This is a genomic window from Pseudomonas sp. KH_040, assembly GCF_057839305.1.
On the sequence record NZ_CM174487.1, the window covers coordinates 1926388 to 1944437 of the forward strand.

18 protein-coding genes are annotated in these 18050 nt (G+C 57.5%); 11 read left to right on the plus strand and 7 right to left on the minus strand.

Going from position 1 to position 18050, the window contains the following annotated elements; translation table 11 throughout:
- The first annotated feature begins 192 nt into the window (after positions 1-192).
- From sucC to brnQ, 3 genes are all read left to right on the plus strand, one after another.
- On the plus strand, positions 193-1359 hold the full coding sequence (sucC, locus tag AC3IUF_RS08655) for an ADP-forming succinate--CoA ligase subunit beta (protein WP_007919879.1): 1167 nt from the start codon (positions 193-195) through the stop codon (positions 1357-1359).
- Positions 1359-2240 carry a succinate--CoA ligase subunit alpha gene (gene sucD / locus AC3IUF_RS08660; RefSeq protein ID WP_007919877.1) on the plus strand — a complete coding sequence of 294 codons (882 nt, stop codon included), beginning with the start codon at positions 1359-1361 and terminating at the stop codon, positions 2238-2240. Before sucC ends, sucD begins: the two co-directional genes overlap by 1 nt.
- A gap of 402 nt (positions 2241-2642) precedes the next feature.
- A complete protein-coding gene (gene brnQ, locus AC3IUF_RS08665) occupies positions 2643-3956 on the plus strand; it encodes a branched-chain amino acid transport system II carrier protein (protein ID WP_150694967.1) in 1314 nt (437 codons plus the stop codon).
- Positions 3957-4052: 96 nt separating this feature from the next.
- Here the strand turns inward: brnQ and AC3IUF_RS08670 are convergent, their stop codons facing one another.
- Positions 4053-5288 carry an NHL repeat-containing protein gene (locus tag AC3IUF_RS08670; RefSeq protein WP_489280872.1) on the minus strand — a complete coding sequence of 412 codons (1236 nt, stop codon included), beginning with the start codon at positions 5286-5288 and terminating at the stop codon, positions 4053-4055.
- Positions 5289-5521: 233 nt separating this feature from the next.
- Between AC3IUF_RS08670 and AC3IUF_RS08675 the strand changes: the two genes are divergently transcribed.
- Positions 5522-6259, plus strand: coding sequence for a DUF599 domain-containing protein (locus AC3IUF_RS08675; RefSeq protein WP_007919871.1), 738 nt, complete (start codon positions 5522-5524; stop codon positions 6257-6259).
- Entirely contained in the window at positions 6259-6660 is a 402-nt protein-coding gene (locus tag AC3IUF_RS08680; RefSeq protein ID WP_007919869.1) for an MAPEG family protein, read from the plus strand. The genes AC3IUF_RS08675 and AC3IUF_RS08680 overlap by 1 nt, the downstream gene beginning before the upstream one ends.
- A 78-nt stretch (positions 6661-6738) precedes the next feature.
- On the opposite strand, the gene AC3IUF_RS08685 is transcribed toward AC3IUF_RS08680, so the two are convergent.
- Positions 6739-6975: a hypothetical protein gene (locus AC3IUF_RS08685; RefSeq protein WP_007919867.1), complete on the minus strand. Its 237-nt coding sequence runs from the start codon at positions 6973-6975 to the stop codon at positions 6739-6741.
- 158 nt (positions 6976-7133) lie between these two features.
- Here AC3IUF_RS08685 and AC3IUF_RS08690 point away from each other — a divergent pair, with 158 nt between their 5' ends.
- The 4 genes from AC3IUF_RS08690 to AC3IUF_RS08705 all read left to right on the plus strand — a co-directional run bounded on the left by AC3IUF_RS08690 (position 7134) and on the right by AC3IUF_RS08705 (position 10843).
- A complete protein-coding gene (locus AC3IUF_RS08690) occupies positions 7134-7610 on the plus strand; it encodes a PaaI family thioesterase (RefSeq protein ID WP_489280873.1) in 477 nt (158 codons plus the stop codon).
- The gene (locus AC3IUF_RS08695; protein WP_489280874.1) at positions 7607-8059 is read left to right on the plus strand and encodes a PaaI family thioesterase; all 453 of its coding nucleotides are present in this window, start codon (positions 7607-7609) and stop codon (positions 8057-8059) included. The genes AC3IUF_RS08690 and AC3IUF_RS08695 overlap by 4 nt, the downstream gene beginning before the upstream one ends.
- 82 nt (positions 8060-8141) lie before the next feature.
- Entirely contained in the window at positions 8142-10046 is a 1905-nt protein-coding gene (gene htpG / locus AC3IUF_RS08700) for a molecular chaperone HtpG (RefSeq protein ID WP_489280875.1), read from the plus strand.
- 68 nt (positions 10047-10114) lie between these two features.
- Positions 10115-10843 carry a dienelactone hydrolase family protein gene (locus tag AC3IUF_RS08705; RefSeq protein WP_489280876.1) on the plus strand — a complete coding sequence of 243 codons (729 nt, stop codon included), beginning with the start codon at positions 10115-10117 and terminating at the stop codon, positions 10841-10843.
- Positions 10844-10927: 84 nt separating this feature from the next.
- Here AC3IUF_RS08705 and AC3IUF_RS08710 read toward each other — a convergent pair whose 3' ends face one another.
- Together AC3IUF_RS08710 and AC3IUF_RS08715 are read right to left on the minus strand one after the other, a co-directional pair.
- Positions 10928-11800 (minus strand): pirin family protein, encoded by an 873-nt coding sequence (locus tag AC3IUF_RS08710; protein WP_489280877.1) that lies wholly within the window; start codon positions 11798-11800, stop codon positions 10928-10930.
- Positions 11801-11861: 61 nt separating this feature from the next.
- Positions 11862-12278 carry an OsmC family protein gene (locus AC3IUF_RS08715; RefSeq protein WP_007919858.1) on the minus strand — a complete coding sequence of 139 codons (417 nt, stop codon included), beginning with the start codon at positions 12276-12278 and terminating at the stop codon, positions 11862-11864.
- Between the two features lie 128 nt (positions 12279-12406).
- Between AC3IUF_RS08715 and AC3IUF_RS08720 the strand changes: the two genes are divergently transcribed.
- Together AC3IUF_RS08720 and AC3IUF_RS08725 are read left to right on the plus strand one after the other, a co-directional pair.
- Positions 12407-13462 carry an amidohydrolase family protein gene (locus AC3IUF_RS08720; protein WP_489280878.1) on the plus strand — a complete coding sequence of 352 codons (1056 nt, stop codon included), beginning with the start codon at positions 12407-12409 and terminating at the stop codon, positions 13460-13462.
- A gap of 130 nt (positions 13463-13592) precedes the next feature.
- Positions 13593-15218, plus strand: coding sequence for a methyl-accepting chemotaxis protein (locus tag AC3IUF_RS08725; RefSeq protein WP_095114119.1), 1626 nt, complete (start codon positions 13593-13595; stop codon positions 15216-15218).
- A gap of 259 nt (positions 15219-15477) precedes the next feature.
- Here AC3IUF_RS08725 and AC3IUF_RS08730 read toward each other — a convergent pair whose 3' ends face one another.
- From AC3IUF_RS08730 to purM, 3 genes are read right to left on the minus strand one after another with little or no spacing between them, the layout of a single operon-like run.
- Positions 15478-16191: a DUF3108 domain-containing protein gene (locus tag AC3IUF_RS08730; RefSeq protein WP_095114118.1), complete on the minus strand. Its 714-nt coding sequence runs from the start codon at positions 16189-16191 to the stop codon at positions 15478-15480.
- An 8-nt stretch (positions 16192-16199) separates the two neighbouring features.
- A complete protein-coding gene (purN, locus tag AC3IUF_RS08735) occupies positions 16200-16850 on the minus strand; it encodes a phosphoribosylglycinamide formyltransferase (RefSeq protein WP_007919841.1) in 651 nt (216 codons plus the stop codon).
- Entirely contained in the window at positions 16850-17908 is a 1059-nt protein-coding gene (gene purM, locus AC3IUF_RS08740; protein ID WP_007919839.1) for a phosphoribosylformylglycinamidine cyclo-ligase, read from the minus strand. The genes purN and purM overlap by 1 nt, the downstream gene beginning before the upstream one ends.
- Positions 17909-18050 lie beyond the last annotated feature (142 nt).

The following is an 18050-nucleotide window of genomic DNA, read 5'->3' on the forward strand; positions in this document are numbered from 1 at the left end:
TAAGAAACCACGGCGGTAACGGCCCGTCGTGAGCCTTGCGAGCAAGTCTCACCGCGGAATGTCCGCTGGACGCAGTCTTGCGTAGCTGCACCGGTTATCCGGAAAGGCTACGCAAGCAGCAGTCACAGGTGGCGCGGCACTCAAACGAGCGCAGCGCCGAATGCGCAGTACCTAACGAAGACGGTAAAAAGCATGAATCTTCACGAGTATCAGGGTAAGCAGCTGTTCGCTGAATACGGCCTGCCAGTTTCCACTGGTTACGCAGTAGACACCCCGGAAGCAGCAGCAGAAGCTTGCGACAAAATCGGCGGCAGTGAGTGGGTTGTCAAAGCCCAGGTCCACGCCGGTGGTCGCGGTAAAGCGGGCGGCGTCAAGCTGGTTCGCAGCAAAGAAGACGCCAAAGCCTTCGCACAGCAGTGGCTGGGCAAGCGTCTGGTGACTTACCAGACTGACGCCAATGGCCAGCCAGTCACCAAGATCCTGGTTGAATCGTGCACTGATATCGCTAAAGAGCTGTACCTGGGCGCTGTCGTTGACCGTTCGAGCCGTCGCATCGTGTTCATGGCTTCCACCGAAGGTGGCGTGGACATCGAGAAAATCGCTCACGACACTCCAGAAAAAATTCTCAAAGCCACTATCGATCCACTGGTTGGCGCTCAGCCATTCCAGGGTCGCGAGCTGGCATTCCAGCTGGGTCTGGAAGGCAAGCAGGTTGCTCAGTTCGCCAAGATCTTCGTAGGTCTGGCCAAGCTGTTCAAGGATCACGACCTGGCTCTGCTGGAAGTGAACCCGCTGGTGATCAAGGCTGACGGCGATCTGCACTGCCTGGACGCCAAGATCAACATCGACGCCAACGCAATGTACCGTCAGCCTAAGCTGAAGACTTTCCACGATCCGTCGCAAGACGATCCGCGCGAAGCGCACGCTGCCAAGTTCGAACTGAACTACGTAGCACTGGAAGGCAACATCGGCTGCATGGTCAACGGTGCTGGCCTGGCCATGGGTACCATGGACATCGTCAACCTGCATGGCGGCAAGCCAGCCAACTTCCTCGACGTAGGTGGTGGCGCTACCAAAGAACGCGTAACTGAAGCGTTCAAGATCATCCTGTCCGACACCAACGTCGCTGCAGTACTGGTCAACATCTTCGGCGGCATCGTTCGCTGCGACATGATTGCCGAAGGCATCATCGGCGCTGTGAAAGAAGTCGGCGTGAAAATCCCGGTTGTTGTTCGCCTTGAAGGCAACAACGCTGAGCTGGGCGCTAAAGTACTGGCAGAAAGCGGTTTGAACATCATCGCTGCTACCAGCCTGACCGACGCTGCTCAACAAGTTGTCAAAGCTGCGGAGGGCAAATAATGAGCGTCCTGATCAATAAAGACACCAAAGTTATCTGCCAGGGTATTACCGGTTCGCAAGGTAGTTTCCACACCCAGCAAGCCATCGAATACGGCACCAAGATGGTTGGCGGCGTAACTCCAGGCAAAGGCGGCACCGAGCACCTGGGTCTGCCAGTGTTCAACACCGTTAAAGACGCAGTAGCGGCCACTGGCGCTACCGCCAGCGTGATCTACGTTCCGGCTCCTTTCTGCAAAGATTCGATCCTGGAAGCGGCATTCGGCGGCATCAAGCTGATCGTCTGCATCACCGAAGGCATTCCTACCCTGGACATGCTGGACGCTAAAGTTAAGTGCGACGAGCTGGGCGTAGTCCTGATCGGCCCTAACTGCCCAGGCGTGATCACTCCAGGCGAATGCAAGATCGGCATCATGCCAGGTCACATTCACTTGCCAGGCAAGGTCGGTATCGTTTCCCGTTCCGGCACCCTGACCTACGAAGCTGTGAAGCAGACTACTGACGCCGGTTTCGGTCAGTCGACTTGCGTCGGCATCGGTGGTGACCCGATCCCGGGTTCGAACTTCATCGACATCCTGAAGCTGTTCCAGGAAGACCCGAAGACCGAAGCGATCGTAATGATCGGTGAGATCGGCGGTTCGGCTGAAGAAGAAGCGGCTGCCTACATCAAGGCACACGTGACCAAGCCGGTTGTTTCCTACATCGCTGGTGTGACTGCTCCTCCGGGCAAGCGCATGGGCCATGCTGGCGCAATCATCTCTGGCGGCAAAGGCACTGCAGACGAGAAATTCGCTGCTCTGCAAGACGCAGGCGTGAAAACCGTGCGTTCGCTGGCAGATATCGGCAAGGCCCTGGCCGAGCTGACTGGTTGGGCTGTCAAGTAAGCCTCGCGCTTAGCTTGCAACTCTGCTGACAAAGGCCACCTTCGGGTGGCCTTTGTTGTTTCTGCAATTTGGAAGATCAAAAGATCGCAGCCTTCGGCAGCTCCTACAGAGAATTGCGATCCCCTGTAGGAGCTGCCGAAGGCTGCGATCTTTTGATCTTTGCCGTACCAACGAAAAATAGATACGTAAACGCGACACAGAAACGTCGCGTATCGGATAGTTCGCCCTCTAACAGTGCGTTTGCAGGCCAAATTCGTTAGGCTAGCAGCCATTTTTGCGTCTGCCGCCCACAAGGCATGCAACGCGCTTTAAGGGTCAGTCCCATACGGATCGACAGCATTTCCCTAATTACACAGGGCAATCCCCCTCTAAATTCCGATTCAGTAGTGTGGTATTACCTTAATGAAAGTTTTGAAAGGTCAGGACATCCTGGCACTTGGCTTTATGACATTTGCCCTGTTCGTTGGGGCTGGCAACATCATTTTCCCGCCGATCGTTGGCTTGCAGGCCGGACCTCACGTCTGGATGGCCGCGCTGGGCTTCCTGATCACCGCGGTGGGTCTGCCGGTGATCACCGTCGTTGCATTGGCCAAGGTCGGTGGGGCGATGGATGCGCTGAGCAGCCCGATCGGCAAGATCGCTGGCGGCATTTTGGCCGCGGCTTGCTACTTGGCGGTCGGCCCGTTGTTCGCCACCCCGCGTACTGCGACCGTATCGTTTGAAGTAGGCTTGGCGCCGCTGACCGGCGAAAGCCCGTTGGCACTGTTCCTCTACAGCTCGGTGTACTTCCTGCTGGTGTTCTTCATCTCGCTCTACCCTGGGCGTTTGCTGGACACCGTTGGCCGCTTCCTCGCGCCGCTGAAAATCATCGCACTGGCAGTGCTCGGCATCGCTGCATTCGCCTTGCCGGCGGGTGATATCGGTCACGGCACGCCTGAGTATGTGGCGGCACCGTTCTCCCAAGGCTTTATCAATGGTTACCTGACCATGGATACCCTCGGCGCGCTGGTGTTCGGCATCGTCATCGTTAACGCGATCCGCTCCCGTGGCGTCGAGTCGCCGGCGCTGATCACCCGTTACGCGATCATCGCTGGCCTGATTGCCGGTGTCGGTCTGGCGCTGGTGTATGTCAGCCTGTTCCGCCTTGGTTCCGGCAGCCACGAAGTAGCAGCGGGCGCGACCAATGGCGCGGCGGTATTGCACGCGTATGTGCAACACACCTTCGGTTCGCTGGGCAGCGGTTTCCTCGCAGTGCTGATCTCGCTGGCGTGTCTGGTGACGGCGGTCGGTCTGACTTGTGCGTGTGCCGAATACTTCAGCCGTGTGCTGCCACTGTCCTACAAGACTCTGGTAATCATTCTGGCGGCATTCTCGCTGCTGGTGTCCAACCTGGGCCTGACCAAGCTGATTGCGTTCTCGATTCCGGTGCTGACCGCGATCTATCCGCCGTGCATCGTTTTGGTCGCGCTGAGCTTCTGCAAAGACTTCTGGCATGAACACGGCCGCATTCTCGGTCCGGTGATGCTGGTGTCGTTCGTGTTCGGCACCATCGACGCGCTGAAAGGCGCCGGTCTGGCCGGCTGGATGCCATCGCAGTTGTCGCACCTGCCACTGAGCGAGCAGGGTCTGGCATGGCTGGTGCCGTGCGTGATGACGCTGGTGGTTGCGGTCGTTTGTGATCGCATGCTCGGCAAGCGCAGCGAAGCGGTCGCCTGACGTTGTCTGACCCGCCAAAAGCGGTTCTTCAACGCTTAAACAGAAATGCCCCGTATCAATCGATACGGGGTATTTTTTTATGAACGCTGATAATCCTCAGCCTAGATAACGTACGACCAGAGCCCCTAAATTGATGTTGTCGCTGTCGCGGCTCAGGAGTATTCGCTTGTCGGGCTGCACTGCCACAGAAATCCACTGCATACCAGGCCCCAAGTACTGAGTAACGTATCCCTTGCCTTCACCAAAGGATGTGTCTAGTTCTCCCGTTGCCAGATAGCGGCAGGCGAGCATTTGCTCTCTTGTTCTTTGCCCCGTGCCTCCCACCACGACCAGACCATCCTTAGGCTCCCCACTCAGATCGAACCAACTGCAACCGTCGGTTAATCCAAGATCAGTGACGATAGGCTGACCCTGATTGAATGCGCGATTTGGTTTACCGTCGGGGTTGTACGCGGCCATCATTCCTCTGCGCCCTTTACCCCAATCGTCGTCAGGAGCGGTGTCGACTTCACCGGCAACAAAAAAACTGCCGTCAGCACGTAGCATCAGGCTTCGTACGCGGGTCGGGTAATTCGATGGAAAAAGGACAGTTCCAGTGCCATCATCGCCGAAGTCTTTATCGGGCGTTCCATTTACATTCAGACGCACGATCACTCCTTTTCGAGAGGCCGCTGTCGCGCCTGCGACTGTGATGACTCCATTCTCAGCAACCGAAATCGAAGAGATGCTCGGGGCAAGATCTAACCAGCCTTTGCCGTTAAAAGTGGTATCAAAAACTCCTTCCTGATCAAGTCTGAACAGTCGGTTGTTTTGACCGACGAGAATTTTTTCATCAGCGGTCAGTACTACCCTGATTCTGGAACTCGAGTTAGCGGAAGTCTCCGGTTTTGACGGTTGCGATTCGGACTGCGGGAGAAAAGGGATGTAAACCGTCCCATCGGGACCGAACTCGCGATCTCTTTCACCATCAGCGAAAAATCTGGCAAGCGCAAACCGGTTCCCTTGGTCCTCATCATATTGAAACCCGAAAAGCAGCGCCTTCCCGTCTTTATAAAGACAGGCGCCAGTTCCGCTGGCTTGTCCCGAACCTGTAAACGTACCTACGATCGAACCGTTTTTGTTGAAGCCAGTATCGTTAGTGCCGTCCGCCAGTAATTGCGCCAAATGAAAACTGACCTTGCCGTCTACAAAGGTTTGTCCCACGAGAAGGATTTTTCCATCAGGGCGCAGGCCTGCGATGCTCAGAGCCTGGCTTCCCGGAGCAAAAGAGTCGGCATACCCTTGATTACCGAATGTTGCGTCAATGGGCAGTGCAGCGTTCGAAGGTGTCATGATCGAGTCCTTGTCTGGGTTAGCGTGCCTGTCAGTATTCTCTGGTCACAAACAACCTTATGCCCGCCTCACCCTCGGTGCTACTGTCAGAGTTGACAGGTATCAGCCTTCGCAAATTAATAGCTGCGGTCTATTTTTAAATAAATTCGACTCTCGAATGAGCGTGTCTTTTTGCGAGCCAATACGTCGAAACAAAGGGTTACTCCCATCATTCCTCATGCTCAGGGAAACGAATGTCGTTCATCCAAGCCAACCTGATTCACCTGCTCGCCGCCATCTGGTTTGTCATCTGCTGGGGTGGTTATACCCGTTATGCCTCCTGGAAAGGCCGCGATACAGCGTGTCTGGCCAGCGTGCTGCACCTGTACCGCGAAGACTGGATGCGCCGCATGCTGTTGCGTGACAACCGCATCGCCGACGCCAGCGTAATTGGTAATCTTGAACGCAACGCCTCGTTCTTCGCCTCCAGCACATTGATCATCCTCGCCGGCATTCTCACCGTGCTTGGTGCCTCGGAGCGGGCGGTGTCGTTGCTGGCTGACATCCCGATGGTGCAGCAGGCATCGCAGGGCATGTCGGAAATCAAGTTGCTGTGTCTGGCGATGGTGTTCGTCTACGCCTTCTTCACCTTTAGCTGGTGTATGCGTCAGTACAATTTTGCGGCGGTTTTGGTCGGGTCGGCGCCAATGATCGGTGAGCGACATGTCTCCGAACAGGAGCGCAAGGCGTTCGCGGCGCGGGCGGCGCGGGTGATTTCGATGGCGGCGAACCAATTCAACTTCGGGCTGCGCTCTTACTATTTCGGCATGACCATGCTGGCGTGGTTCGTCAGCCCGTGGCTGTTCATGCTGATGAGCGCCGGGGTGGTGTTGGTCTTGTATCGCCGCGAGTTTCATTCCGACGTTCTCGATGTCATGGTCTATACCCCTACAGAAGCTCCCATTCCCGAGACAAACAAAGAGGTCGCTTGATGAGTATTCCGTTCTGGTGTGTGTTTATCACTGCGCTGTTGATTTATATCGCGCGTATGCCGGTGGGCAAGGCGATGAAAGAGCAGGGCGGTTACAACAACCACCTGCCGCGTCAGCAACAGGCGCAACTGACCGGCTACGGCGCGCGGGCGCTGGCGGCGCATCAGAATACGATTGAAGCGTTCATGTTGTTCGCGGTCGGCGTGTTGATGGCGCACACCACTCAGACGGCAGGATGGCTGATCGATACATTGGCGATCGTTTTTGTTATCGCGCGGATTCTCTATTTGTGGCTCTATCTGGCCGACCAACCCAAGCTGCGCAGCCTGGTTTGGGTAGTTGGCGTACTGTGCTCGTTGCTACTGATGATTAGTCCGACTTTTAGAACTGTCTTGCTCTAAGACGAGCCGGGCGCTAGATGACAGGCAAAAGAAAACCCGCACTTGGCGGGTTTTCTTTTTTCTGCAGCAAAAAGCGAATTATTGCTTCTTGGCAGCTTCTTCTTGTGCAGCAGCGTTCGATTCAGCCTGAGCTTTGGCAGCTTCGGCGTTTTCTTTCGCAGCGTCGTTCACTTTATCCTGAGCTTTGTTCATGTCTTGCTGAGCTTGTTCAGCATGTTGGTTGGCATCTTGAGCTTTGTCCTCGGATTTTTTATCGCAGGCAGCGAGACCGAGGGAAGCGGTCAACATCAAGGCAATAGCAAAAGTCTTACGCATGGGGTGTTTCTCCTTATGGAAAATAACTACTGGCCTTAAGAACTCGGCGCTACAGGTTAAGTTCCTCATTTCTTTCAGATATATAAGTTTGTTTTTACACGGAACTTTTGCTGTATTGCTTACTACTGGCAAAAGGCTCTAACGAGAGTAATTATCAAATGGACGGAAACCCCGTTTTTGAGCGCGCGACGCGGTTTCTCTCCGCGCTGCGACACTGTCAGGTACTCGGATTACTCGTGCACAGCGCGTCCAGCGAAGGGCTTACGGTGATCCTTCCGTACAGCACGAAAATCGTAGGTAATCCACAGACCGGCGTGATCCACGGCGGCGCAATCACTTCGTTGATGGACACCGCCTGCGGAATGTCCACGCTGTGCGTTTTGCCGGAATTCGAGGTCTGCCCGACGCTCGACCTGCGCATCGACTACATGCATGCCGCCGAACCCGATAAAGATGTGTATGGCTTCGCTCAGTGCTACCGGGTGACCACCGACGTAATCTTCGCTCGCGGTTTCGCCTATCAGGACGATCCCGAGCAGCCGATCGCCCATGTGGTCGGTACGTTCATGCGCATGGGCAAGGGCCTCAAAGGCACAAAAGGCTTTGGCGGTGTAATCAAGGGAGAAGGGCAATGAGCGATGACCTCAAGCAGCAATTGCTCAAGGCTCACGCGCAGGGCGATTACGCGCCGCTGTTGCAGTTGATTCCCTACGCCGGGCTGATCGGCATCGAATGCTCACGCGTCGGCGATGAATTGCTGTTCAAGCTTCCTGCGAACAAGGACAACATTGGTAACCCTTTATTGCCGGCAATCCATGGCGGGGTGATCGCCGGGTTCATGGAGCTGGCCGCCGCCCTGCATCTGTTGATCTTCACCGGTGCGCCCGGGGTGCCGAAGATCATCGACTTCTCTCTCGATTACCTACGCGCCGGGCAGTTTCGCGACACTTGGGCCAAATGTCAGGTGTGTCGCCAGGGCCGGCGTGTAGCCAATGTCGCCGTTACCGCCTGGCAAAGTACCGAAAGCGAACCGATTGCCACCGCGCGTGCGCACTTCAAAATCGATGAGCCCTTGAAATCCTGAACAGCGCCCCAAACTCACAAGACAACCCGCCGCCGACCATTTCGGGTCGCGGCCACTGCCATCTGATTGGAGTTTGATGACCATGAGTGTGGAAACTCAAAAGGAAACCCTGGGCTTCCAGACCGAGGTAAAGCAGCTGCTGCACCTCATGATCCATTCGCTGTATTCCAACAAGGAAATTTTCCTTCGCGAATTGATCTCGAACGCCTCTGACGCTGTCGACAAACTGCGCTTCGAAGCCCTGGCCAAGCCAGAGCTGCTTGAAGGCGGCGCTGACCTGAAAATCCGTGTGAGTTTCGACAAGGACGCCAAGACCGTCACCCTCGAAGACAACGGTATAGGCATGAACCGTGACGATGTGATCACCCACCTGGGGACCATCGCCAAATCCGGCACTGCCGATTTCATGAAGAATCTTTCTGGCGATCAGAAGAAAGATTCGCACTTGATCGGCCAGTTCGGTGTGGGCTTCTACTCTGCCTTCATCGTTGCCGACCAGGTTGACGTGTACAGCCGTCGCGCCGGCACCCCGGCCAGCGAAGGCGTGCACTGGTCGTCGAAAGGCGAGGGCGAGTTCGAAGTCGCCACCATCGACAAGCCAGAGCGCGGCACCCGTATCGTCCTGCACCTGAAAGCCGCCGAAGACGAATTCGCCGATGGCTGGCGTCTGCGCAACATCATCAAGAAGTATTCCGACCACATCGCTTTGCCGATCGAGCTGCCGAAAGAAGCGGCAGCTGCCGAAGGCGAAGAGGTTCCGGCCGTTGAATGGGAAACCGTCAACCGCGCCAGCGCTCTGTGGACCCGTCCGCGCACTGAAGTGAAGGACGAGGAATACCAGGAGTTCTACAAGCACATCGCGCACGACTTTGAAAACCCGCTGGCCTGGAGCCACAACAAAGTCGAAGGCAAGCTCGAATACAGCTCGCTGCTGTACGTGCCGGCCCGCGCACCGTTCGACCTGTACCAGCGTGAAGCGCCGAAAGGCCTGAAGCTGTACGTGCAACGCGTGTTCGTTATGGATCAGGCCGAGTCGTTCCTGCCGCTGTACCTGCGCTTCATCAAAGGTGTGGTCGACTCCAACGACCTGTCGCTGAACGTGTCGCGGGAAATTCTGCAGAAAGACCCGATTATCGATTCGATGAAGACCGCGCTGACCAAGCGCGTGCTCGACATGCTGGAAAAACTGGCGAAGAACGAGCCTGAGCAATACAAGGGCTTCTGGAAGAACTTCGGTCAGGTCATGAAAGAAGGCCCGGCAGAAGACTTCGCCAACAAAGAGAAAATTGCCGGTCTGCTGCGTTTCGCATCGACCAATGGCGACGACGGCGAGCAGATCGTCGGTCTGGCCGACTACCTGGCCCGCGCCAAGGAAGGTCAGGACAAGATCTACTACCTCACCGGCGAAACCTACGCGCAGGTTAAAAACAGCCCGCACCTGGAAGTCTTCCGCAAGAAAGGCATCGAAGTGCTGCTGCTGACCGACCGTATCGACGAGTGGCTGATGAGCTACCTCAGCGAGTTCGACGGCAAGACCTTTGTCGACGTGGCGCGTGGTGATCTTGATCTGGGCAACCTGGACTCGGAAGAGGACAAGAAAGCCGCAGAAGAAGTCGCCAAGTCCAAAGAAGGTCTGGTTGAGCGTCTGAAAACTGCGCTGGGCGATTGCGTGGCGGAAGTCCGCGTATCGCATCGTCTGACCGATTCGCCGGCCATTCTGGCCATCGGCGAGCAGGATTTGGGTCTGCAAATGCGTCAGATCCTCGAAGCCAGCGGACAGAAAGTGCCGGATTCGAAGCCGATCTTCGAATTCAACCCAAGCCACCCGCTGATCGAGAAACTCGATGGCGAGCAGAGCGAAGAGCGTTTTGGCGACCTGTCGCACATTCTCTTCGACCAGGCTGCGCTGGCGGCGGGTGACAGCTTGAAAGATCCGGCCGCTTATGTGCGCCGTCTGAACAAGCTGCTGGTTGAGCTGTCGGTTTAACCAAGTCGTAGAAAAACCCGCTTCGGCGGGTTTTTTCATTCTGGTGTTTAACCAATCAGGAGTCAGAAATGAGCCAAATCACTGTACGTTCCGTGGTCTATCAGATCGACGGCCAGCCTTATGAAGGTCGTTTGGCATTCGACGCCGAGCACAACGGCGCGCTTCCGGGTTTGTTGATGGCGCCGAACTGGATGGGCGTCAGCGCCGGTGCCGAAGAGATAGCCAAATCGGTGGCGGCCAAGGGCTACGTGGTGCTGATCGCTGACGTCTATGGTCAGGCGGTGCGCCCGCAAAACGCTGATCAGGCTGGTGCGGCGATGATGCCGTTGAAGGATGATCGCGCGCTGCTGCGCAAACGTATGCAAGCGGCGTTCGAGCAATTGCAGAAGCAGGGCGAAGCAGCGGTCGATACGTCGAAACTGGCGGTGTTCGGTTTCTGCTTTGGCGGTTGCTGTGCGCTGGATCTGGCGCGCACTGGCGCGGCGGTGAAGGCTGCGGTGTCGTTCCACGGTACGCTGGATTCGCCGAATCCTGCCGATGCGCAGAATATCAAGGGTTCGGTATTGGTGATGCACGGTGCTTCTGACCCGTTGGTGCCGAAAGAACAGTTGCCGGCGTTTGAAGACGAGATGAACGCGGCGAAAGTGGACTGGCAACTGCTGAGCTACGGCGGTGCGGTGCACTCCTTTACCGATCCGCATGCCAATGTGCCGGGCAAGATGATGTACGACGCGAAGACCGCCAAGCGCGCATTCAAGTCGATGCATGATTTGCTGGATGAAGTGTTCAAGGGCTGATTTTTCAAGATCAAAAGATCGCAGCCTGCGGCAGCTCCTACACGCGATCAATGTAGGAGCTGCCGCAGGCTGCGATCTTTTGCTTTACCGGCCCGCCGGCAACTCGATCCGCTCAACTTCTCCCGGCACCGTCGGCCAGTCCCCGGCCGCCCATTTGCGCCGCGCTTCATCAATCGCCGCGGGATCGCTCGCCACAAAATTCCAGTTGATCCGCCGAGGCCCGTCCAGCGGCGCGCCGCCAAACACCACGGCGTGAACATCACTCTCGGCAAACAGACTCATCTCTTCCCCGGCCGGCAATACCGCCAGCGCATGCGGTTCAAGCGCTTCACCGTTCAGTTGCGCATCCCCACTCAGCACATAAACCGCCCGCTCTTCATGCTCGGTCGGAATCAGCAACGTGGTCGCGGTTTGCATCTGCACTTCCGCATACAACGTAGGAGAAAGCACCGGCACCGGCGATTCCAGGCAAAAGCCTGACCCGGCAATCATCCGGATCTGTACACCGAGGTTATCGCTGACCGGCAACGTCGCTGCCGGGTGATGGCTGTAATGCCCCGGGCCTTGCTCGTGATCCTTGGGCGACGCCAGCCAGATCTGCAAACCGTGCATGGTGAAGCTTTTGTCCCACAACGGCTCAGGCGTGCGTTCAACGTGAGCAATCGCGCTACCGGCAGTCATCCAGCTGACATCGCCAGCGCTGACCACCTGATCCGAGCCAAGGCTGTCCTTGTGCTGGATCTGTCCTTCGAACAGATACGTGAGCGTCGACAGACCAATGTGCGGGTGCTGTCGGATGTTCATGCCTTTGCCCGTCGGATAAACCGTCTCGAGCATGTGATCAAAAAACACGAAAGGCCCGACGCTGCGGCATTTGGCTGACGGCAGCGGGCGCAGAATCGGCTGGCCTTCGACGTCTTCGGCGCGCGGGCGGATGATCAGAGGTTGCGTGTCCATGGTGCATTCCAGGCTGAGCGGGTGATGCCAGAAGCATAACCCGCCGCTGGCATGAGGAGGATTACTGGCTGTCGAAGCCTTGCGGGGCGTGGGTTTCGATGCTGACGTCGGTCGTGGTCATCAGTTTATGAATCGGGCAGCGGTCGGCGACGCGCAGCAGTTCCTCACGCTGAGCATCGGTGAGTACGCCTTTGAGGGTGAGGGTGACGTGCAGGACGTATTTGCCTTTTTGTTCTTCGCTGTTGTCGCGTTTGACGTCGACCCCGACGCCGGTCAGCGGAATGTCTTTCTTCTTCGCGTACATCTTCAGGGTCAGCGCTTTGCAGGCGCCGAGGGCGGCATCGAAATAGTCGTGCGGCTCAGGCGCCGAGCCTTCGCCGCCGGCGGATTTCGGCACGTCGGCAAACAGTTCGTGGTCATCAATCTGTACGGTGTGACGAAAACCTTCAGCGGAGACGGTATTGACGGTAACGGTCATGGGAACCTCACTGGCAGTAGGAAAAGTCGTTCGATCAAAAAAGACCTTGCAGTTATAGAGCATTCCCACTGGCACGCGTTCCACTTTCCTGCGGGATGAACCCTTGTCGTCAGGGCGGGGTCTAGGCTATGCCTACTTGCCGGAGATTACTTGTGTCCCTGTATCGTTTGAGTCTTGCCTGTCTTCTGCTGCTTGCCGGCAACGTCAGCGCCCGCGAATACACCTACAGCGATGCGCACCTGCATTACGTGGATTTTTTCCAGGAAAGCGCAGGCATGGCGAAACTGCTGACGGCGATGAAGAACGGTTCCGTCGAGCATGTGATGATTTCTGGCATTCCTGTGGCGAAAAAATGGCATGAGGACGAACCCAAGCGTCCGCGCTACTACGCTGGCGATGACGCTGATGCCTATTGGTACAGTGCGACCGACGTGATTGTCGCCGACGCCGTGCAAAAGCTGAGCGCCGAGCAGCGGCCGTACTTTCATCCGTTTCTGTCGGGCTTCAACCCCAACGACAAGAACTCTGCCGCACACATCCAGCGCATGCTCGATCTGTATCCGGGGCTGTGGCAGGGCATCGGCGAGGTGTTCACCCGGCATGACGACCTCACGGCGCTGACGTCCGGCGACACGCCGCGGGCCAACAACGAGGCGATGACCAAGATCTATCATCTCGCTGCCGAGAACGGTCTGCCGGTGATGCTGCATTCCAATATCACCTCCAAGCGTGAGAAGAATCCGCTGTATCTGAAGGAAGTCGAAGAACCGCTGCGTAATCACCCACACACGCGATTTATCTGGGCGCACGCAGGCACCAGTGCTGAAATTCACCGGCATCAGACACAGTTGCCGTTCTTACTGCCGACCCTGACGCGCATGCTCGAGGCTTACCCCAATTTGTTCATTGATTTGTCGTGGAGCATGCTCACGCCGTATCTGCTGGACGAGCAGGGCAAGCCGCGCCCGGAATGGCTGGCGCTGGTCGAGAAGTACCCGGACCGCTTCATGCTTGGCTCGGACGTGGTAGGGCGTTTCAACAAGCTCGGTGAGGAAATGCATAGCTTCAAGCCGTTCCTTGATGCCTTGCCCGAGGACGTTGCGAAAAAAGTCGCTCGGGATAATTTCCTGGCGATCTTGCCGCGAACGGTGCTCAAGTCCGGCAAAACCGCGCTGAATCGTTAATGCCCACGGTTCGGAGTATTAAGGCCTTTTGATATCACGTTTTGGTCTTACGCAAATTTTCGCCGGGCCGATACCTTCTAAAGCAACCAGCTGCAGGGTTGATGCAGCGCTTTTGGAAGGAACCAGAGCAATGAGTATCCGTAGTCTCAATATTGCCCCGCGCGCCGGCCTCGGTTTTGGGCTGTTGGCGCTGATGGTGTTTGCCCTCGGGGCGTTCGCTTTGCTGCAAATGTCGAACATGCGCGCCCAATCTGACGAGGTCGATAACAATTGGCTGCCCAGCGTCATGGCGGTCGGTGAGATGAGTCAGGACATGCTGCGCCTGCGCGCATTGACCATGCGCCTGTTGCTCAATCGCGATCCGCAGGCGCTGGAGCAGAATGTCGTCAAACTCAATGAGCTGCGTGGGGTGCTGAGTGAGGCTCAGCAGCGTTACGACGTGCTGATCGTGCTGCCCGAAGAGCGCAAGTTGTTTGATCGCTTCAAGGTTGCCGAGCATCAGTACCTGGAGTTTCAGGCGCAGGTCATGCAGTTATCTGCGCAGAATCGCGTGGAAGAAGCCGCGACCATTCTCAATGGCCAGATGAGTCCGCTGGCCGACGAAATCGCGGTGCTGCTGCGCGAGCTGGTCGAACTGAATAAACACAATGCCAATCTCGCCACTGAAGCGGCGCGACTGGTGTTTATCAATTCGCGGGTGTGGGTCGGGGTGATGATCGGCGTGACCGCGCTGATCACCATCGGCCTCGCCCTGCTGCTGACGCGCAGCATTGTGCTGCCGCTGGCGCAGTCGTTGGGTGTCGCCGAGGTGGTGGCGGGTGGGGACCTGACCGGTGATATCAGCATCAGCGGCAAGGACGAACCGGCGCGACTGCTTCATGCGCTCAAGAGCATGCAGCACAACCTGCGCGACACTATCCGGCAAATATCCGAGTCTTCCAGCCAATTGGCCTCGGCCTCGGAAGAGCTGAGCTGCGTCACGGAAGACGCCACGCGCGGGCTGCATCAGCAGAGTCTGGAAATCGAGCAGGCCGCTACTGCGGTCAATCAGATGACCGCTGCGGTGGAAGAGGTGGCCAGCAATGCGGTGGCCACCTCGCAAGCTTCGCGTGAGTCCGATCGCATTGCTCAGCATGGCCGTGAACAAGTGCGGCAAACCGTTTCGTCGATAGAGTTGCTCGCCGAAGACGTGACCAACAATGCGTCGCAGGTCGAAGATCTGGCGCAGAAGGTTCATGGCATCAGCAAAGTATTGGATGTGATTCGTTCGATTGCCGAACAAACCAATCTGCTCGCGTTGAACGCTGCGATCGAGGCTGCACGGGCCGGTGATGCCGGGCGCGGGTTTGCCGTGGTGGCGGATGAGGTGCGGGCCTTGGCGCATCGCACCCAGCAGTCGACGCAAGAGATTGAACAGATGATTGGCGGCATTCAGCAGGGCACCGATTCAGCGGTCGGTTCGATGCAGCAAAGCAATGTGCGGGCGCGTTCGACGCTGGAATTGGCCAAGGCTGCCGGGACTGCACTTGAAGAGATCGCCTCGGCATTCACACTGATCAACGAGCGTAATCTGGTGATCGCCAGTGCCTCGGAAGAGCAGGCAGCGGTGGCGCGGGAGGTGGATCGCAATCTGATGAACATTCGTGATCTGGCGATGCAGACCTCGGCGGGGGCTAATCAGACGAGTGCGGCGAGTCAGGAGCTGTCGCGGTTGGCGGTGGATCTGAACAGCATGGTCGCGAAGTTTTCGGTTTGAGGTTCGCCTTCAAAAGCCCCTCTCCCAAGGGGAGAGGGGACTGACCGTGGAAGATTAGCGAGTTACGCCGACCTGATCTTGCTTTGGGGAATCCATAATCGACTCGACTTTTCAGGTCGATGCATGGCGCCAGACATCTCGGTCAGCTCCCTCTCCCTCGGGAGAGGGCTGGGGTGAGGGGCGAGCCAGGTACAAATCTCCAATCCAGCACGCAAAAAAAAGCCCCGCATTTCGCGGGGCTCTTTGATGTAGCGGCGGATCAGCTGCCTTTAACGGTTTTGCCGTTGACCGTGCCGTCCTGGAGCATGATGTTGTACTCCTTGCCGTCGGTTTCAACCTGTTGCAGGCGAACCAGCAGGTAATCCCAATCCTTGGCGAACCACAGGACGGTGATGCGCTTGCTTTGTGTCGGGTCGCGTACGCGCTCGACCTTGATTGCATCGATCTGACCAGCCTTGGTCTCGACTTTTTCCGAACCCAGCACGCGGAAGTCATAGGTATCGACTTCGCCGTCATCGACCACTTGATAGCTCATGGTCTTCTTGCCGGCGGCGACGTCATGCTGCAGCGCCAGTTGATAGGTGGACTTGTCGACCATGCCACGGTTCAGCGGGATTTTCACCGCGTCGCCACGGTCGGTGCCAGTGACCATTTTGCTGTTCCAGTCAAAATCCAGATCAGCCTTTTTCGCTTTGCCCAGGCCGCCACGTTCGAAGTGGTAGGACTGCGGCAGCAGGGTGTCCTTGTCCAGGGTCAGGGTGCTTTCTTCAGTCAGGCTGGCGATCATCATCGAGGCCTTGAAGCTGAGCTTCCAGACGCCGTTGGCTTCCTTGACCAGACTGCGCTCGGCGGTGCCGCTCATGGGCAGTTGCTTCCAGTCGGCGGTGTAGCTGGCGGAGAACGGTTGAAGTTCGGCTGCCTGCGCGAAGGGCAGGGCGAGCAGAGCGCAAGCGAAGAGCAGGGCGCGACGCATAATATCTCCTAGTTTCGAATCAAGTGGCCGCTGGCCGCGAGTAACTGGCCATCCAGTAAAGCACCGTGTTCACCGAGTGCCAGCCTGCCTTCGGCAAACCAGCGTACTGCCATCGGGTAGATCAGGTGTTCCTGAACGTGTACTCGCTGCGCGAGACTCTGCGGCGTATCGTGCAACTCTACCGGTAATACTGCCTGTACGACCAGTGGTCCGCCATCGAGTTCCTCGGTGACGAAGTGCACGGAGCAGCCGTGCTCCGTGTCGCCGGCCTCCAGCGCGCGCTGATGAGTGTGTAACCCTTTGTATTTGGGTAGCAGCGACGGGTGGATGTTGAGCAGGCGCCCCTGGTAGTGGCGAACGAAATCAGCGCTGAGAATGCGCATGAAACCGGCCAGCACCACGAGTTTCGGTTGGAATTCGTCGATCAGTTCGATCAGAGCAGCATCGAAGGCCTCGCGGCCTTCAAATGCCTTGTGATCCAGCGAGCGGGTGGCGATACCCGCGTCACTGGCGCGTTGCAGGCCGTAGGCGTCGGCGCGATTGGAAATCACTGCAGCGATGCGGACCGGGCTGTCGCCGGTCCGCGTGCTGTCGATCAAAGCCTGCAAGTTACTGCCGGTGCCGGACAACAGCACCACGACATCACAGGTTGCGGACATTAATGAGCCTTAAGGTTCTGCAGATCAACCTGGGCAGCGCCTTCGGCAGCGGCAGCGATCTGACCGATGACCCAAGGCTGTTCGCCGGCGTCACGCAGGGTGTTCAGGGCAACTTCTACGTGTTCCTGAGCCACGCAGATAACCATGCCAACGCCGCAGTTCAGCACGCGGTGCATCTCGGTTTCGTCAACATTGCCTTTTTCTTGCAGCCAGTCGAACACTGCCGGGCGAGTCCAGCTAGCCACGTCAACCACCGCCTGAGCGCCTTTTGGCAGAACGCGCGGGATGTTGTCGAGCAGGCCACCACCGGTGATGTGGGCCATGGCTTTGACGGCGCCGGTGTCTTTGATCAGCTTGAGCAGCGGCTTCACGTAGATGCGGGTCGGGGCCATCAGCAGGTCGGTCAGCGGTTTGCCGTCGAGCTGGATGTTTTCGATGTCGGCGCCGGAGACTTCGATGATCTTGCGGATCAGCGAGTAGCCGTTGGAGTGCGGGCCGGAGGATGGCAGCGCGATCAGGGCGTCACCGGTGGCGACTTTCGAGCCGTCGATGATTTCCGATTTTTCCACGACGCCGACGCAGAAACCGGCCAGGTCGTAGTCTTCGCCTTCGTACATGCCAGGCATTTCAGCGGTTTCGCCGCCAACCAGCGAGCAACCCGACAGTTCGCAGCCAGCGCCGATGCCGGTGACCACCTGGGCAGCGGTGTCGACATTCAGCTTGCCGGTGGCGTAGTAGTCGAGGAAGAACAGTGGCTCAGCGCCGCAAACCACGAGGTCGTTGACGCACATGGCAACCAGGTCGATACCGATGCTGTCGTGCTTGTTCAGGTTCAGCGCCAGACGCAGTTTGGTGCCGACGCCGTCGGTACCGGAAACCAGTACGGGCTGCTTGTAGCCGGCCGGGATTTCGCAGAGGGCGCCGAAACCGCCCAGGCCGCCCATGACTTCCGGGCGCGCAGTGCGCTTGGCGACGCTCTTGATGCGTTCGACCAATGCTTCACCGGCGTCGATGTCTACACCGGCGTCCTTGTAGCTCAGGGAGGGTTGCTTGCTCATGATCCAGGCCTTTAGGGGAGGGGATTCAGGGGTAACGACCGAGTTCAGCGGGAACTTCGAAATCGACGGGGCGATGGCCTCACGCGAGTTTCGAGGTGCCCGGCTGTTGCCGGTCTGCGAAGGCGCGCGATTTTATCAGGCT

Excerpts from the sequence above, each read along its gene's own strand:
- purM (WP_007919839.1), bottom strand. The coding sequence starts at position 17,908 with ATGAGCAAGCAACCCTCCCTGAGCTACAAGGACGCCGGTGTAGACATC.
- AC3IUF_RS08725 (WP_095114119.1), top strand. The coding sequence starts at position 13,593 with ATGAGTATCCGTAGTCTCAATATTGCCCCGCGCGCCGGCCTCGGTTTT.
- AC3IUF_RS08680 (WP_007919869.1), top strand. The coding sequence starts at position 6,259 with ATGAGTATTCCGTTCTGGTGTGTGTTTATCACTGCGCTGTTGATTTAT.
- AC3IUF_RS08685 (WP_007919867.1), bottom strand. The coding sequence starts at position 6,975 with ATGCGTAAGACTTTTGCTATTGCCTTGATGTTGACCGCTTCCCTCGGT.
- AC3IUF_RS08730 (WP_095114118.1), bottom strand. The coding sequence starts at position 16,191 with ATGCGTCGCGCCCTGCTCTTCGCTTGCGCTCTGCTCGCCCTGCCCTTC.
- brnQ (WP_150694967.1), top strand. The coding sequence starts at position 2,643 with ATGAAAGTTTTGAAAGGTCAGGACATCCTGGCACTTGGCTTTATGACA.
- AC3IUF_RS08695 (WP_489280874.1), top strand. The coding sequence starts at position 7,607 with ATGAGCGATGACCTCAAGCAGCAATTGCTCAAGGCTCACGCGCAGGGC.
- AC3IUF_RS08720 (WP_489280878.1), top strand. The coding sequence starts at position 12,407 with ATGCCTACTTGCCGGAGATTACTTGTGTCCCTGTATCGTTTGAGTCTT.
- AC3IUF_RS08705 (WP_489280876.1), top strand. The coding sequence starts at position 10,115 with ATGAGCCAAATCACTGTACGTTCCGTGGTCTATCAGATCGACGGCCAG.
- sucC (WP_007919879.1), top strand. The coding sequence starts at position 193 with ATGAATCTTCACGAGTATCAGGGTAAGCAGCTGTTCGCTGAATACGGC.
- AC3IUF_RS08715 (WP_007919858.1), bottom strand. The coding sequence starts at position 12,278 with ATGACCGTTACCGTCAATACCGTCTCCGCTGAAGGTTTTCGTCACACC.
- AC3IUF_RS08690 (WP_489280873.1), top strand. The coding sequence starts at position 7,134 with ATGGACGGAAACCCCGTTTTTGAGCGCGCGACGCGGTTTCTCTCCGCG.
- AC3IUF_RS08710 (WP_489280877.1), bottom strand. The coding sequence starts at position 11,800 with ATGGACACGCAACCTCTGATCATCCGCCCGCGCGCCGAAGACGTCGAA.
- sucD (WP_007919877.1), top strand. The coding sequence starts at position 1,359 with ATGAGCGTCCTGATCAATAAAGACACCAAAGTTATCTGCCAGGGTATT.
- purN (WP_007919841.1), bottom strand. The coding sequence starts at position 16,850 with ATGTCCGCAACCTGTGATGTCGTGGTGCTGTTGTCCGGCACCGGCAGT.
- htpG (WP_489280875.1), top strand. The coding sequence starts at position 8,142 with ATGAGTGTGGAAACTCAAAAGGAAACCCTGGGCTTCCAGACCGAGGTA.
- AC3IUF_RS08670 (WP_489280872.1), bottom strand. The coding sequence starts at position 5,288 with ATGACACCTTCGAACGCTGCACTGCCCATTGACGCAACATTCGGTAAT.
- AC3IUF_RS08675 (WP_007919871.1), top strand. The coding sequence starts at position 5,522 with ATGTCGTTCATCCAAGCCAACCTGATTCACCTGCTCGCCGCCATCTGG.